The organism is Actinosynnema sp. NPDC023794, from assembly GCF_040639675.1.
GTDB lineage: Bacteria > Actinomycetota > Actinomycetes > Mycobacteriales > Pseudonocardiaceae > Actinosynnema > Actinosynnema luteola.
Genome location: NZ_JBFAFR010000018.1, coordinates 72591 through 86560, shown reverse-complemented (window position 1 = coordinate 86560; position 13970 = coordinate 72591). Strand labels below are relative to the sequence as shown.

Below are 13970 nucleotides of genomic sequence, written 5' to 3'. Positions count from 1 at the left end.
CTACTACGCAACGTAGCACTACACGTTGTAGTAGTCCTCGGGGAGGGTCACCACACCAGGAAGCTCAGCGGGGTCGCGACCAGCACCAGTCCGCCGACCAGGGCGGAGGACCGGAGGGCGGTGGGCAGCGGCGGCAGCCCGGCCAGGCGGACCAGCCGTGCCGCCACCGCGACGTCGGCCGCGCCGAGGGCGCCCTCGGGCGGACGCGCCGAGCCGAACCTGCGCAGTGCCGCGGCGAGGGGCTGGGCGCCGTGGCGCAGGCTCGCGCTCTCGTCGGCGCGCATCTCCACCAGCAACGCCACGGCCCGCGCCACCGACCGCACCAGGCGGACCTTCGGCAGCACCGAGCACAACGCGCTGAACGGCAGCAGCACCAGGTCGTGCCGCTCACGCCCGTGCGCCTGCTCGTGGCCGAGCACGGCGTCCACCTGGTCGCGGGTCAAGGCGGTCAGCGCGCCCGAGCTGAGCACGACGGCCGACCGCGCGCCGGGCACGCAGTAGGCGACCACGTGCGGGTGGTCGAGCACGAACGCGCCGGGCGCGGCGTCGTCACGGCGGGCCACCAGCGCCAGCACGTCGCGGTGCCGCCGCCGCACCCGCAGCACCGAGCCCCACGTCCACAGCAGCCCGATCACCAGGTCCAACGCGGACAGCAGGCCGAGCACGACCAGCACGGCGAGCGGCGTCACGTCGCCGCGCACCGCGTCGTCCACCCACCGTCCCAACGCCACCGGGATGGGCGCGTCGTAGGGCGCGAGACCGAGGGCGAGCAGCAGCCCGACCGCGGACAGCGCCCAGGACAGGCCGAGCATCTGCCACAGCAGGATCCCGGTACGCGGCGCCCGCCACACCCAGCGGGCACGGGCGAGCGGTCCCGCCGCCGCCACGCACAGCACGAGCGTCGCCGCGAGGTGCAGCGCGGCGTTCACCGCTCGTCCAACGCCTGGCTCAGCGCTTCCGCCTCGGGCGCGGTCATCGACTGCGCGAAGTGCGCCAGGGCGGTCTCCCGGTCGCCGGTCAGCGACAACGCGTCCAGCATCAGCCGCGCGACGTACTGCTCGCGGCTGGCCACCGGCGTGTAGTACCAGGCACGGCCCTCACCCGCCTCGCGACGGACGAAACCCTTCTTCGCCAACCGGTTCAGCACGGTCATCACGGTCGTGTAGGCGAGGTCGCGGTCGGCGAGCGCGCGGACGACGTCCCGCACCGCGACCGGCTCGCCGCGGTCCCACAGGACGTCCATCGCGGCCCGCTCCAGCTCGCCGAGCCCGGTCACCGCCCACCTCCACCTGTCACGTGGCGATGGTACGAGGCGCGGCGGCGGGCGGGCTCACGCGCCGCTGATGTTGACCATCCAGACGATGCCGAACCGGTCCTGGCAGGAGCCGAACTCGTCGCCCCACATCTGCTTCTCCAGCGGCACGGTGACGGTGCCGCCGTCGGACAGCTTCTCGAAGTAGCCGCGCAGTTCCTCGACGTCGTCGCCGCTGAGGCTGACGGTGATGTTGTCGCCGGGGTTGTGCGGCATCCCGGGCGGGGTGTCGGCGCCCATCAGCGTGTAGCCGCTCGGCGTCTCCAGCATGGCGTGCATGATCTTCTCCGCCTCCGGCGCGTCGGCCTGGCCGTACTCGCCGAACGTGTTGAGCCGCAGCGTGCCGCCGAAGACCGATTCGTAGAACTCCATCGCCTCGCGCGCGTTCCCCGCGAAGCTGATGTACGGGTTGAGTCGAGAGGTCACCGTGTCCTCCTCGGAGGTCGTAAGGACGGGCCCATCCTGGCAGCACGGGCGACCGGCCGCACGGGAGAGCACCAGGGGCTACTGGACGTCACCGGTGGTGGCCGAGCGGACCTGACCGGAGGACAGGTCGCCGGGCGGGATGCCGGGGTGGTGGCCGGTCCGCGCACCGGGAGTGGGCGCGGACGGTGCGAGCGACAGCTTCGAGACGATCCGGTAGCGGTCGCCCCGGTACAGCGAGTGCACGTACTCGACGGGACGGCCGGTGGTGTCGTTGGTCAGCCGCTCGAACAGCAGCGCGGGCGCGAACACCGGCACGCCGAGCAGTTCCGACTCGGCGTCGTTGGTGACCGTCGGCTCGATGGACTGCACCGCGTCGCTGACGTGGACGCCGTGGTCGGCGAGCCGGTCGTAGAAGTTGCCCGACTCCATGTCCGCCACCGTGAGGCCGGGCGCGACGGCCACGGGGACGTGCAGGTACTCGATCGCCATCGGCGCGCCGTCGACCAGGCGCAGCCGGGCGATGTAGGTGATCTCGGCCGCCGGCGACACGCGCAGCCTGCGGCCGACCCGGGCGCCCGCCGGGATGCGGGCGTGCTCCAGCACCCGGCTGGTCCACGCGCCGCCTGCCTGCGGCACGGTCATCGCGCGGTCGGCCGACACCAACTCCTGGGTGATCTTGGCGGGCGCGACGAACGTGCCGCGGCCGTGCTGGCGGACGAGCAGGCCCGTGTTGACCAGTTCGTCCACCGCGGAGCGGAGCGTGGGCCGGGACACCGACAGCTGGGCGCACAGCACCCGTTCGGCCGGGATGGGCGCGCCGGGCGGGTGCGTCTCGATGAGTTCGAGCAGGTAGTCGCGCACCCGTTCGCGCTTGAGGATCGGTTCGGCCATGCAGCCTCGCTTCGTCTTGCCGGTCGTCGACCAGTATGTCAGACCAGTGGTCAGGTCAATAACCACCAAGATCGAGAGCGCTCTCACCGCTGTGAACTGGGTGTTGACTGCCACATTGGTCTATGCCATCTTCGGGTGGCTCCAGCGAGTTTACCAATTGGTCAGATAAGAGGTGAGACGTGCCGAACCGCTCCGTCGCCTTCGTCCTCGCGTCGTTGCTCGCCCTGTCCGCCTGCGGTTCCGATCCGGGCGCCTCCGGCGGGAAGCAGGAGATCACCGTCTGGCTGATGAAGGACACGGCCACCGACGACCTCGTCAGCCGCTTCGAGACCGAGTTCGAGCGCGACCACCCCGAACTCGACCTGAAGATCCAGATCCAGGAGTGGAACGGCATCACGCAGAAGGTGACCAGCGCGCTGGCCAGCACCGACCCGCCGGACGTGATCGAGGTCGGCAACACGCAGGTCGCCCAGTACGCGTCCAGCGACGGCGTCACCGACCTGTCGGGCAAGGTCGGCGAGCTCGGCGGCGACGACTGGATCCCCGGCCTGGCCGAGCCGGGCGCGGTGGGCGGCAAGCAGTTCGGCATCCCGTTCTACGCGGCCAACCGGGTCGTCATCTACCGCAAGGACCTGTTCGAGGCGGCGGGCGTGACGCCGCCGACGACGCGGGACGAGTGGCTGGCCGCCACCGAGAAGCTGGACCAGGGCGACACGCAGGGCATCTACCTGCCCGGCCAGAACTGGTACGTGCTGTCCGGCTTCGTCTGGGACGAGGGCGGCGACCTCGCCAAGCAGGACGGCGGCGCGTGGTCCGGTTCCCTGAACACGCCGGAGGCGTTGGCGGGCGCGGACTTCTACCGGCGGTTGCAGGCGCTGGGCGACGGGCCGAAGGACTCCGACGAGGCCAAGCCGCAGCAGACCGACGTGGTCGCGAGCGGCCAGGTCGCGCAGTTCATCGCGGTGCCCGGCGCGGCGAAGCTCGTCGCCAAGGCCAACCCCGCGCTGGCCGACCAGCTCGGCTTCTTCCCCATCCCCGGCAAGACCGCGACCACGCCGGGCGCGGTGTTCACCGGCGGCTCGGACCTGATCATCCCGCTCGCCTCAACCCGCCAGGACGGGGCGTACGCCGTGGTCAAGGCGTTGGCCGGGGAGAAGTGGCAGGTCGAGTTGGCCAAGGCGATGAACTACGTGCCGAACCGGGCGTCGCTCGCGGACGCGGTCGGCGACGACCCCGGCGCGGCGGCGATGGCGGTCGGCGCGGTCAACGGGCGCGCCACGCCGAACTCGCCGAACTGGGCGGCGGTCGAGGCGCGCAACCCGATCAAGGAGTTCCTGACCGCGGTGCTGACCGGCGCCGATCCGGCGACCGCCGCGGCCGAGGCGGACAAGGTGATCACCCAGGCGCTCAACTCGGGTGCCTAGCGATGACGACGACGTTGACGCGGGCGGTCGAGCGCCGCCCGCCCCCGTCCCCTCCCCCGCCGGGCCGCCGCCGCACGTCCTGGTGGCCCTACCTGCTGATCGCGCCGACCGTGCTGGCCACCGGGTTCCTGCTGCTGTACCCGCTGGTGCGCAACGTGGTCATCTCGGTGCAGGAGTTCGGCCTGCCGCAGCTGGTGCGCGGCGACGCGCGGTTCGTCGGCCTGGCGAACTACGCGCGGGTGCTGACGGACCCCGAGTTCTGGGCCGTCGTGCGGCGGACGCTGGTGTTCACCGCGATCAACGTCGTGCTGATCATGGTGCTGTCCACCGTGGTCGCGTTGCTGCTGGTGCGGCTCGGGAAGTGGACTCGGCTGCTGGTGATGTCCGGGCTCGTGCTGGTGTGGGCGACGCCGGTGATCGCGGCGACCACGGTGTTCCAGTGGCTGTTCCAGTCCCGGCTCGGGGTGGTCAACTGGGCGTTGGTCGCGCTGGGGTTCGACGGTTACCGCGACTACACGTGGTTCGCCGACGGTCCCGCGACGTTCGCCATCCTGGTGGCGCTGATCGTGTGGCAGTCCGTGCCGTTCGCGGCGCTGTCGCTGTACGCGGCCATGGTGACGATCCCGTCCGAGCTGTACGAGGCGGCGCGGATGGACGGCGCGGGCGCGTGGCGGGTGTTCGCCGCCATCACGTTCCCGGTGCTGCGGGCCATGTTCGGGCTGATCACGTGCCTGGAAGTGATCTGGGTGGTCAAGGCGTTCGTGCAGATCCGGGTCATCTCCCAGGGCGGCCCGGGGCGGGCGACCACCACGTTGCCCGTGTACGCGTTCCAGGTCGCGCAGTCGTTGCAGCGCTACGACCTCGGCGCGGCGGTGTCGATGCTCATGGTGCTGCTGCTCGTGCTGGTGCTGCTGGCGTACTTCCGGCAGATGTACCGGCAGGAGGAGGCCTCGTGACGGGCCGGGTGCTGCGCGGTGTCGCGGCGGTGGTCGTGTTCGTGGTGTCCGTGTTCCCCGTGTACTGGATGGTGCTGACGGCGTTCAAGCCGACCCGGGACATCCAGGCCGCGACGCCGACGTTCCTGCCGCTGTCGTCGACGTTCGAGCACTTCGTCACGGCGGTGTCGACGCGGGGGTTCTGGTCGTTCTGGCGCAACAGCATCCTGGTCGCGGGCGGCGCGGTGCTGCTGTCGCTGGTGGTCGCGTTGCTGGCGGCGTTCGCGGTGGCGCGGCTGCGGTGGAAGGGGCGGCGCGGGTTCGTCCTGATGGTGTTCGTCGCGCAGATGACGCCGTGGGAGGCGCTGCTCATCCCGATCTACGTGATCGCCCGGGACACGGGGATGCTCGACACGCTCTGGATGCTCACGCTCGTCTACTTCATGATCACGCTGCCGTTCACCGTCGTGACGCTGCGCGGGTTCCTCGCCGCCATCCCGGTCGACCTCGAAGAGGCGGCGCTGGTGGACGGGTGCTCGCGGGCGCAGGCGTTCCGGCGGGTGGTGTTCCCGCTGCTCGCGCCGGGTCTGCTGGCGACCTCGCTGTTCGGGTTCATCACCGCGTGGAACGAGTTCGCCTTCGCCAACGTGCTGATCATCAAGGACCAGGACGACCGCACGCTGCCGGTGTGGCTCTCCTCGTTCAGCAACACGTTCGGCACGGACTGGGGCGCGACCATGGCCGCCTCGACGCTGTTCATGCTGCCGGTGCTGGTGGTGTTCCTCGTGCTCCAGGGCCGGGTGACCACCGGGATCGTCGGCGGCGCGGTCAAGGGCTGACGTTCGTTGGAGGTACTCGTGATCGTGCCACGACCGACCCGGCTGATCCGGCGGCACGGCCGGTTCGCGCTCGACCGCGACACGGCGATCCGGGCCACGCCCGGCGCCCAGGGCGCGGCCCGGCTGCTGCGCGCGCTGCTGCGCCCGGCGACCGGCTTGCCGTTGCCGCTGCACGAGGACGGCCGGGTGGTGCTCGCGTTGGACGACCGGCTGGTCGGGCTCGGCGACGAGGGCTACGCGCTGACCGTGAACGAGCACGCGGTGGTGCTGCGCGCGGCGACGCGCCATGGGCTGGCGCACGGCGTGCAGACGATCCGGCAGCTGGTGTCGCCGACGGCATTGGGCTCGCGGCCGGTGTCCGGTGTGGACTGGGCGTTGCCCGGGGTGGACGTCCGGGACGCGCCGCGGTTGCCCTGGCGGGGCGTGCTGCTGGACGTGGCGCGGCACTTCCAGCCGGTCGGCGTGGTGCGCCGATTCGTCGACCTGATGGCGGTGCACAAGCTGAACGTGCTGCACCTGCACCTGACCGACGACCAGGGCTGGCGGATGCCGGTGCCGCGCCACCCGCGGTTGACCTCGATCGGCGGGTGGCGTGCGGAGAGCATGGGCGACGGTGTCCCCCACGGGGGTTCCTACACGCGCGCGGAGCTGGCCGGGCTGGTCTCCTACGCCGACGAACGCGGCGTGCGGATCGTGCCGGAGATCGAGATGCCCGGTCACGCCCGCGCCGCCCTGGCCGCCTACCCCCACCTGGGCAACGTCCCCCGGCGGCGGTTGCCGGTGTGGACGCGGTGGGGCATCAGCGACGAGGTGTTCGGGGTGGACGACGCCGTGCTGGAGTTCTGCCGGGACGTGCTGGACGAGGTGATCGAGGTGTTCCCCGGCCCGCACGTGCACCTCGGCGGCGACGAGTGCCCGACCTCTGAGTGGGAGTCCAGCCCCGGCGCGGCACGGCGGGTCCGGACGGAAGGGCTGGCCGGGCCGCACGAGCTGCACGGCTGGTTCCTGCGCGCGATGGCCGACCACGTGGCGGGGCGCGGGCGGGTGCCGGTGTCGTGGGAGCCGATCGGCGACCCGCGAGTGGTGGTGATGCCGTGGCGTGACGCGGCGGACGCGCGCACGGCGTTGGACCTCGGGCACGACGTCGTGATGGCGCCGCACCGGTCGACCTATCTGGACTACCCGCAGTCCGCCGACCCCGACGAGCCCGCCGGGCAGCCCGGCCTGGCCGTGACCGCGCAGGACGTCTACGACCTGCCGTTGCCGGACGGCGTGCTCGGCGCGCAGTGCGCGCTGTGGACGGAATACGTGCCGACCGCGCACCACCTGGAACGGCTGGCGTACCCCCGGCTGGCGGCGTTGGCCGACACGCTCTGGGCGCAACGCCCGTCCTGGGCCGACTTCACCGAACGGATGCGCGCGCACACCGGCCGCCTGAGCGCGCTGTCCGTGCCCCTGTCGAGGAAGGAGGACGACGCCCGCTCCCCTGTCCCACCCTGCTGACTTGAGGAGGAACACGAAGTGCACGCACGCATGATCGCCGCGATCGGAGCCGCCGCGGTGTCCGTCGCCGCGCTGGTGGCCGCCCCGATGGCGTTGGCCGCCGACGTGGTCACCGCCCAGTACCGGACCAGCGCGTCCGGTGCGACGACCGACCAGGTCGAACCGTGGTTGAAGCTGGTCAACACCGGCGGCACGACCGTGCCGCTGGCCGAGTTGAAGGTCCGCTACTACTTCAAGAGCGAGACGCCGGACGTCGGCTACCGCTTCGCGTGCTCGTGGGCGGTGCGCGGTTGCGGCAACGTCACCGGCGCGTTCGGCGCGCTGACCGGCGGTCCGGCCGACCGGTACCTGGAGGTCGGGTTCACCGCGGGCGCGGGCTCGCTCGCGCCCGGCGCCGACAGCGGTGACCTGCAACTGCGGTTCTACCGGTCGAACTGGGGGCCGATCACCCAGTCCGACGACTACTCGTTCCGCTCGGCAAGCACCTACTCGGCGTGGTCGCGGGTGACCGTGCACCGCGGCGCGACCCTGCTGTGGGGCACGCCGCCCGGCGGCACCGGTCCGACCACGACCACCACGACGACGACCCCGCCGAACCCGAACGGCCCGGCGTTGTTCGACGACTTCAACTACACGGGCTCCGGCGACTCGCGGATCTCCCAGCGCGGCTGGACGGTCCGCTCGGGCGGCGGCGGTCCGGGTGTGCCGGGCGCGGTGTGGGATCCGGCGATGGTGACGTTCCCGACCGTGGACGGCCAGAAGTCGATGCGGCTGGAGTCGTCCAACAACGGCTCGTCCGCGCGGCAGACCGAGCTCTACCACCAGCGGAAGTTCTTCGAGGGCACGTACGCGGCGCGGGTGAAGTTCTCCGACGCGCCGGTCTACGGTCCCGACGGCGACCACGTGGTGCAGACGTTCTTCACCATCACGCCGCTGAACAGCAACATGGACCCGAGCTACGGCGAGCTGGACTTCGAGTACCTGCCCAACGGCGGGTGGGGCGAGCCGGCCAACATCATGTACGAGACGACCTGGGAGACCTACCAGAACGAGCCGTGGATCGCCGACAACGTCCACACCGAACAGCGGCAGAGCTACGCGGGCTGGCACGACCTGGTGATCCAGGTGTCCGGCGGCCGGGTGAAGTACTTCATCGACGGCGCGCAGGTGGCCGACCACGGTGACAAGTACTACCCGGAGACCCCCATGTCGCTCAACGTCAACCTGTGGTTCATCTCCGGCGGCCTGGCGGGCGCGCCCGGCGACCGCGCCTACCAGCAGCACGTGGACTACGTGTACTTCGCCAAGGACCAGGTGCTCAGCCCGGCCCAGGTGCAGTCCCGCGTGGCGGGTTACCGCACGTCCGGCGTGGACCACGTGGACACGGTGCCCGCGAGCTGAGCCGGCCCCGGGCCGGGCGGCGTCGTCGCCCGGCCCGGGCGCCCGGGTTCAGGAGGTCGTCGGCGCGAAGCGCGCGCGGTGGCGCTCGAGGAAGTCCCGCAGCGAGGCGCCCGGCCGCCCGGTGATCCGCTCGACCGTGTCGAACGTGGCCGCGGTCTCGGGCAACGAACCCTCCCGGGTCCGCTCGAAGACCGTGCGGACGCAGGCCATGTAGAGCGGGTCCGCGCCGGCCGCCGTCATCGTCGCGAAGAACTCCGCCGGCTCCTTCGGCTCGTACCTCCAGTCCCGTCCGGTCACGTCCGAGAGCACGGCGGCGATCCCGCCGATCGTGGCGGTCTCCGTGCCCAGCCCGTAGCTGCGGCCCCGGTGTTCCGCGGGCGACCGCAGCACGACCGACGCGACCTCCGCGACGTCGTCGGTGTCGACCCAGCTGGTCTCGGCGTCCCCGACGTAGTGGGTGAGCACGGCCGATCCCGCGTCGCTCATGGCCGGCATCAGGAGGTTCTGCATGAAGGAGGTCGGGTGGAGGTTCGTGTGCCCGAGCCCTGACCGCTCCAGGTAGGCCTCCACCACCTGGTGCCAGCCGAAGTGCACGACGGTGGTGTCCGGCTCCGCGTGCACGCCGAGGTGCACGACGTGGTCGACGCCCGCCGGCCGTGCCGCGTCGATCACCGCCTTCGCATGGCCCAGCATCCGCACGTCGTACCCGGTCGCCAGGAACACCCGTCGCACGTCCCGCAGCGCCGCGACGATCGGGTCCGACCCGTGCCGCTCGGCCGAGTCGAGGTCGACGTGCCGCGCCTCGATCCCCCGGTCCTCGAACGCCGCCGCGGCCTCGGCGCGGCGGACCGCCGCGATCAGCCGCACCTCACCGGCCCGGTGCGCGTCCAGCAATCGGTCCACCACGGCTCCACCGGTCCTGCCGGTGGAGCCGAACACGAGCACTCCGGGTGCCGACATCGCAAGTCCCCCTCGTTGAACGGACCGATCGGTCCCGGACCGATCGGTCCGGCAATCCTGTGCCGGCCGCGGCGTCACGTCAAGTCGACCGGACCGAACGGTCCGCTAAGCTCCGCACGGGAGGCAGCAATGGCGCGTCAGCCGGCACCGGACACCCGGGACCGCATCCTCGACACCGCGGCCAGGCTCTTCACCGCGCACGGCGTGCGAGCGGTCGGCATGCAGCGGATCGTCGACGAGTGCGGCTGTGGCAAGAACCTGCTCTACCGCGAGTTCCCGAGCAAGGACGACCTGGTGCTCGCCCACCTCTCCGGGTTGCGCGCGACCTGGCTGGCGCAGGTCGCGGAGGTCACGGCGCCGTTGGCCGACGACCCCGCGGCCCAACTGGTGGCGATCGCGGAGCTGGCGGCCCGTCAGGTGCGGGAGCCCGGTTACCGCGGCTGCGCCTTCCGCAACTGCTTCACCGAGTTCCCGGACCACCGGGTGGGCGGGTTCGCCGCCGACCACCTGGCGGACGTGCGCGGGCACATCGCCGACCTGGCCGCGCGGACGGGCGCCGCCCGGCCGGACCTGCTGGCGGACCGGATCTGGCTCGTCATCGAGGGCATGTACGCGAGCGCGGCGCACCCCGGCGGGGAGAGGGCGGACGAAGTCGCGGTGGCGCTGGTCGCCGAGCTCACGGGCGCCGTGCCGCCCGCCGGCCGCGTGGCACGGACCTGACCGGGACACGTACCCCGAAGTCGCCCTCGCGCAGGTAGGGGGTCGAATGCGAAACTCTTCCGCCTATGCGGCAGATCACGCGCGGCACCCGGGCGGGCTACGCGACCGGGTCGTTCGTCACCGGCGCGTTCGGCACCGTGCCCGGCCTGCTGCTCCTGCCGTACCTGACCGACGGCCTGGCCGTGCCCGCCGCCGCCGCCGGCCTGCTGGTGCTCGTGCCGAAGGCGTGGGACGTGCTGTTCAACCCCGTGGCGGGCCGGATCAGCGACCGGGCCGGCGCGCGGCGACCGTTCCTGCTGCGCGGTGGGCTGGCGACGGCGGTGTTGTTCGCGCTGCTGTTCGCCGGGCCGTTCACCGGGACGGGCGCGGTCGCGTACGTGGCGCTGGTGTTCCTGGCTTGTGCGACGGCGTACGCGTTCTTCCAGGTGCCGTACGTGGCGATGGCCGCGGAGATCACCGACGACTACGACGAGCGCACCCGTCTGATGGCGTGGCGGATGGCGTTCCTGGCGCTGGCGATCCTGGTCAGCGGCGCGGGCGCGCCGGCGGTGCGCGACGCGGTCGGCTACCCGGGGATGGGTGCGGCCGTCGCGGCGCTGATGGTGGTCGGCACGCTGGCGACGTTCGCGGGCACGCGCGGCGCGCCGGCGTCACGGCGGGTGCCCGCGGCGGCCGGCGTGGGCGAGCTGGTGGCGGCGGTGCGCGGCTCGCGGCCGTTCCGGCTGCTGCTGGCGGTCTTCGTGGTGCAGGCCGTCGGCCTGGGCACGATGCTCGCCGGTGTCGACTACTTCGCCCGGCTGGTGCTGGGCGAACCGGGGCTGCAGACCGCGTTGTTCGCCGGGTTCGTCGGGCCCGCGCTGCTGGTGATGCCGCTGTGGCAACGCGTCGGGCGGCGGCACGGCAAGCGGGTCGGGCTGGTCGCGGCGTCCGTGCTGTTCGCGGTCGCGGTGGCCGGGCTGACCGCGTCACGGGTGCTGCCGGTGGCGGTGGTGGTGGCGCTGATGGCCGTGATCGGCGTGGGTTACGCGGGCATGCAGGTGTTCCCGCTGGCCATGCTGCCGGACGTGATCACCGCGGAGGAGCGGCGGACCGGCGCGACCCGCGCGGGCCTGTTCTCCGGGGTGTGGACGGCCGGTGAGACGTTGGGGCTGGCGCTCGGCCCCGGCGTGTACGGGCTGGTCCTGGAGTTCGGCGGGTACGTCGCGAGCACCGACGGCTCGGCCGTGCAGCCCTCCGGCGCGGTGACGGCCGCACTGCTCGGTTTCACCGTCATCCCGGCCGTGCTGGCGTTGGCGGCTCTGCCCCTGCTGCGTGAGGAGACCGCGTGACCGAGGACGTGCTGGCCGAGCTGCGTACTTTGCGGGCCGGTGACCTGCCCACGCACGGTGGGCGGACGTTGGCCTACGTGTACGACAGCGCGCTGCCGGGCCTGGACGAGTTGGCCGCGTCCGCACACGCGCTGGCGTCCTCGGTGAACGGGCTCGACCCGACCGCGTTCCCGAGCCTGCTGCGCCTGGAGAACGACGTGGTCCGCACGGCCGCCCGGTTGCTGGGCGGCGGTGACGCTACGGTCGGCACGGTCACGTCGGGCGGCACGGAGTCGTGCCTGCTCGCGGTGGTCGCCGCACGGGACTCGCGACCGGACGTCGCGCGACCGTCGATGGTGCTGCCGGAGACCGCGCACGCGGCGTTCCACAAGGCCGCGCACTACTTCGGCGTCCGGGTGGTCGCGGTGCCGGTCGACCCGGGGACGTTCCGGGCGGACCCGGCGGCGATGGCGGCGGCGGTCGACGAGTCCACCGTGCTGGTCGTGGCCAGTGCGCCGTCGTACGCGCACGGGGTGGTCGACCCGGTGCCCGAGATCGCGGCTGCCGCTCTTGAGCGCGGCGTGCGCTGCCACGTGGACGCGTGCATCGGCGGGTGGGTGCTGCCGCACGCGCCGGACGCGCCGCCGTTCGACTTCTCCGTGCCGGGGGTCACCAGCATCTCGGTGGACCTGCACAAGTACGCGTACTGCCCGAAGGGGACGTCCGTGCTGCTGCACGCGTCGGCCGACCTGCGCCGGGCGCAGTACTTCGCGTCCGCCGCGTGGCCCGGTTACACGATGCTGAACTCCACAACCCAGTCCACCCGATCAGGTGGGCCGCTGGCCGCCGCGTGGGCCGTGCTGCGGCACATCGGTGACGACGGGTACCGCTCGCTCGCGCGCCAGGCCCTGGAGAGCACGCGCGTGCTGCGCGAGGGCATCGCGAAGATCGACGGCCTGCGGGTACTGGGCGAGCCGTCGGCGACGTTGCTGGCGGTCGCGGCCTCGCGGGACGACTTCGACGTGTTCACCGTGGCCGACGAGATGAAGGCGCGGAACTGGTACGTGCAGCCGCAGTTCGCCCACCGCTCCTCCCCCGCGAACCTGCACCTCACCGTGACGGCGGCGAACGCCGGGCACGAGTCGGAACTGCTGGCCGACCTGAGGGCGTCGGTGGAGGCCGCCGCGGAGACCGGGCCCGTGCGGGTGGCGCCGGAGATCGTGGCGTTCGTCGGCGGGCTGGAGCCGGACTCGCTCACGCCGGAGGAGTTCGGCGGGCTGCTCGCGGCGGCGGGCATGGGCGGTGGCGACGGCGTGCTGCCCGAACGGATGGCGACGGTGAACACGCTGCTCGCGGCGGCGAGTCCGGCGTTGCGCGAGCGGCTGCTGGTGGAGTTCCTGGGCGCGCTGTACTCGTGAACGGCGGCGTTGCGCCATTTGCGCGATCATGGCCGGCATGCACCTGGATCTGAGCGGGAAGACGGCGTTGGTCACCGGTTCCACGCAGGGCATCGGCGAGGCCATCGCGACGGCGCTGGCGCGGGCCGGCGCCCGCACGGCGGTGAACGGGCGCAAGGCCGACGTGGTCGACGAGTCGGTGGCACGGCTGCGGGAAGTGGTGCCGGGCGCGAACGTGGTCGGCGTCGCGGCGGACGTCTCGACGGCGGAGGGCGCGGCGTCGCTGGTCGCGGCGCTGCCCGAGGTGGACGTGCTGGTGAACAACGTCGGCGTCTTCGGCGCGCGGCCGGCGCTGGAGATCACCGACGACGAGTGGCGGCGCTACTTCGAGGTCAACGTGCTGGCGGCGGTCCGGCTGACCCGCGCCTACCTGCCGCGGATGCGGGAGCGCGGGTGGGGCCGGGTGCAGTACATCGCCAGCGACTCGGCCGTGGTCATCCCGGCCGAGATGATCCACTACGGCGTGTCGAAGACGGCGCTGCTGGGTGTGTCGCGCGGGTTCGCCAAGGAGGCCGCGGGCAGCGGTGTCACGGTGAACTGCGTGATCGCGGGGCCGACGCACACCGGCGGTGCGGAGGACTTCGTCTACCAGCTGGTGGACCGCTCGCTGCCGTGGGAGGAGGCGCAGCGCGAGTTCATGCGCGCGCACCGGCCGCAGTCCCTGCTCGGCCGGCTCATCGAACCCGAGGAGATCGGCAACCTGGTCGTGTACCTGGCCTCACCGCAGGCATCGGCGACGACCGGCGCCGCGGTGCGCGTGGACGGTGGTTACGTCGACTCGATCCTGCCGTGACG

The 13970-nt window shown here is 72.4% G+C and carries 14 protein-coding genes; 9 read left to right on the top strand and 5 right to left on the bottom strand.

All coding sequences use genetic code 11. The annotated features are described in order from the left end of the window. Positions 1-47: 47 nt before the first annotated feature. The 4 genes from AB0H12_RS29895 to AB0H12_RS29880 form a co-directional block, all read right to left on the bottom strand. Positions 48-929: a M56 family metallopeptidase gene (locus AB0H12_RS29895; RefSeq protein ID WP_499627347.1), complete on the bottom strand. Its 882-nt coding sequence runs from the start codon at positions 927-929 to the stop codon at positions 48-50. Then, positions 926-1243 carry a BlaI/MecI/CopY family transcriptional regulator gene (locus AB0H12_RS29890; protein ID WP_499627463.1) on the bottom strand — a complete coding sequence of 106 codons (318 nt, stop codon included), beginning with the start codon at positions 1241-1243 and terminating at the stop codon, positions 926-928. The genes AB0H12_RS29895 and AB0H12_RS29890 overlap by 4 nt, the downstream gene beginning before the upstream one ends. An 87-nt stretch (positions 1244-1330) precedes the next feature. Further along, complete coding sequence (locus AB0H12_RS29885) at positions 1331-1738, bottom strand: VOC family protein (protein ID WP_499627345.1); 408 nt, start codon at positions 1736-1738, stop codon at positions 1331-1333. Positions 1739-1816: 78 nt separating this feature from the next. Continuing rightward, on the bottom strand, positions 1817-2629 hold the full coding sequence (locus AB0H12_RS29880; protein ID WP_499627344.1) for a GntR family transcriptional regulator: 813 nt from the start codon (positions 2627-2629) through the stop codon (positions 1817-1819). A gap of 179 nt (positions 2630-2808) precedes the next feature. Here AB0H12_RS29880 and AB0H12_RS29875 point away from each other — a divergent pair, with 179 nt between their 5' ends. Genes AB0H12_RS29875 through AB0H12_RS29855 form a run of 5 tightly spaced genes read left to right on the top strand, consistent with a single transcriptional unit; the run spans position 2809 to position 8731 of the window. Next, positions 2809-4053 carry an extracellular solute-binding protein gene (locus tag AB0H12_RS29875; protein WP_499627342.1) on the top strand — a complete coding sequence of 415 codons (1245 nt, stop codon included), beginning with the start codon at positions 2809-2811 and terminating at the stop codon, positions 4051-4053. Between the two features lie 2 nt (positions 4054-4055). Then, on the top strand, positions 4056-5009 hold the full coding sequence (locus tag AB0H12_RS29870) for a carbohydrate ABC transporter permease (RefSeq protein ID WP_499627340.1): 954 nt from the start codon (positions 4056-4058) through the stop codon (positions 5007-5009). Then, positions 5006-5827 carry a carbohydrate ABC transporter permease gene (locus AB0H12_RS29865; protein ID WP_499627339.1) on the top strand — a complete coding sequence of 274 codons (822 nt, stop codon included), beginning with the start codon at positions 5006-5008 and terminating at the stop codon, positions 5825-5827. The genes AB0H12_RS29870 and AB0H12_RS29865 overlap by 4 nt, the downstream gene beginning before the upstream one ends. 18 nt (positions 5828-5845) lie before the next feature. Then, complete coding sequence (locus tag AB0H12_RS29860; protein WP_499627337.1) at positions 5846-7330, top strand: beta-N-acetylhexosaminidase; 1485 nt, start codon at positions 5846-5848, stop codon at positions 7328-7330. 18 nt (positions 7331-7348) lie between these two features. After that, the gene (locus tag AB0H12_RS29855) at positions 7349-8731 is read left to right on the top strand and encodes a cellulose binding domain-containing protein (protein ID WP_499627335.1); all 1383 of its coding nucleotides are present in this window, start codon (positions 7349-7351) and stop codon (positions 8729-8731) included. Between the two features lie 48 nt (positions 8732-8779). Here the strand turns inward: AB0H12_RS29855 and AB0H12_RS29850 are convergent, their stop codons facing one another. Further along, positions 8780-9691, bottom strand: coding sequence for an NmrA family NAD(P)-binding protein (locus tag AB0H12_RS29850; protein ID WP_499627333.1), 912 nt, complete (start codon positions 9689-9691; stop codon positions 8780-8782). A 129-nt stretch (positions 9692-9820) separates the two neighbouring features. On the opposite strand from AB0H12_RS29850, the gene AB0H12_RS29845 reads away from it, so the two are divergent. The 4 genes from AB0H12_RS29845 to AB0H12_RS29830 all read left to right on the top strand — a co-directional run bounded on the left by AB0H12_RS29845 (position 9821) and on the right by AB0H12_RS29830 (position 13968). Beyond that, positions 9821-10411: a TetR/AcrR family transcriptional regulator gene (locus AB0H12_RS29845; protein WP_499627331.1), complete on the top strand. Its 591-nt coding sequence runs from the start codon at positions 9821-9823 to the stop codon at positions 10409-10411. A 65-nt stretch (positions 10412-10476) separates the two neighbouring features. Then, the gene (locus tag AB0H12_RS29840; RefSeq protein ID WP_499627329.1) at positions 10477-11739 is read left to right on the top strand and encodes an MFS transporter; all 1263 of its coding nucleotides are present in this window, start codon (positions 10477-10479) and stop codon (positions 11737-11739) included. Then, complete coding sequence (locus AB0H12_RS29835) at positions 11736-13136, top strand: pyridoxal phosphate-dependent decarboxylase family protein (protein WP_499627327.1); 1401 nt, start codon at positions 11736-11738, stop codon at positions 13134-13136. The genes AB0H12_RS29840 and AB0H12_RS29835 overlap by 4 nt, the downstream gene beginning before the upstream one ends. Positions 13137-13173: 37 nt before the next feature. Then, positions 13174-13968, top strand: coding sequence for an SDR family NAD(P)-dependent oxidoreductase (locus tag AB0H12_RS29830; RefSeq protein ID WP_499627325.1), 795 nt, complete (start codon positions 13174-13176; stop codon positions 13966-13968). Positions 13969-13970 lie beyond the last annotated feature (2 nt).

What these genes read in the sequence shown, in the direction of transcription:
- AB0H12_RS29890 (WP_499627463.1), bottom strand. Translation starts at nt 1,243, where the DNA reads ATGGACGTCCTGTGGGACCGCGGCGAGCCGGTCGCGGTGCGGGACGTC.
- AB0H12_RS29880 (WP_499627344.1), bottom strand. Translation starts at nt 2,629, where the DNA reads ATGGCCGAACCGATCCTCAAGCGCGAACGGGTGCGCGACTACCTGCTC.
- AB0H12_RS29870 (WP_499627340.1), top strand. Translation starts at nt 4,056, where the DNA reads ATGACGACGACGTTGACGCGGGCGGTCGAGCGCCGCCCGCCCCCGTCC.
- AB0H12_RS29850 (WP_499627333.1), bottom strand. Translation starts at nt 9,691, where the DNA reads ATGTCGGCACCCGGAGTGCTCGTGTTCGGCTCCACCGGCAGGACCGGT.
- AB0H12_RS29845 (WP_499627331.1), top strand. Translation starts at nt 9,821, where the DNA reads ATGGCGCGTCAGCCGGCACCGGACACCCGGGACCGCATCCTCGACACC.
- AB0H12_RS29840 (WP_499627329.1), top strand. Translation starts at nt 10,477, where the DNA reads ATGCGGCAGATCACGCGCGGCACCCGGGCGGGCTACGCGACCGGGTCG.
- AB0H12_RS29830 (WP_499627325.1), top strand. Translation starts at nt 13,174, where the DNA reads ATGCACCTGGATCTGAGCGGGAAGACGGCGTTGGTCACCGGTTCCACG.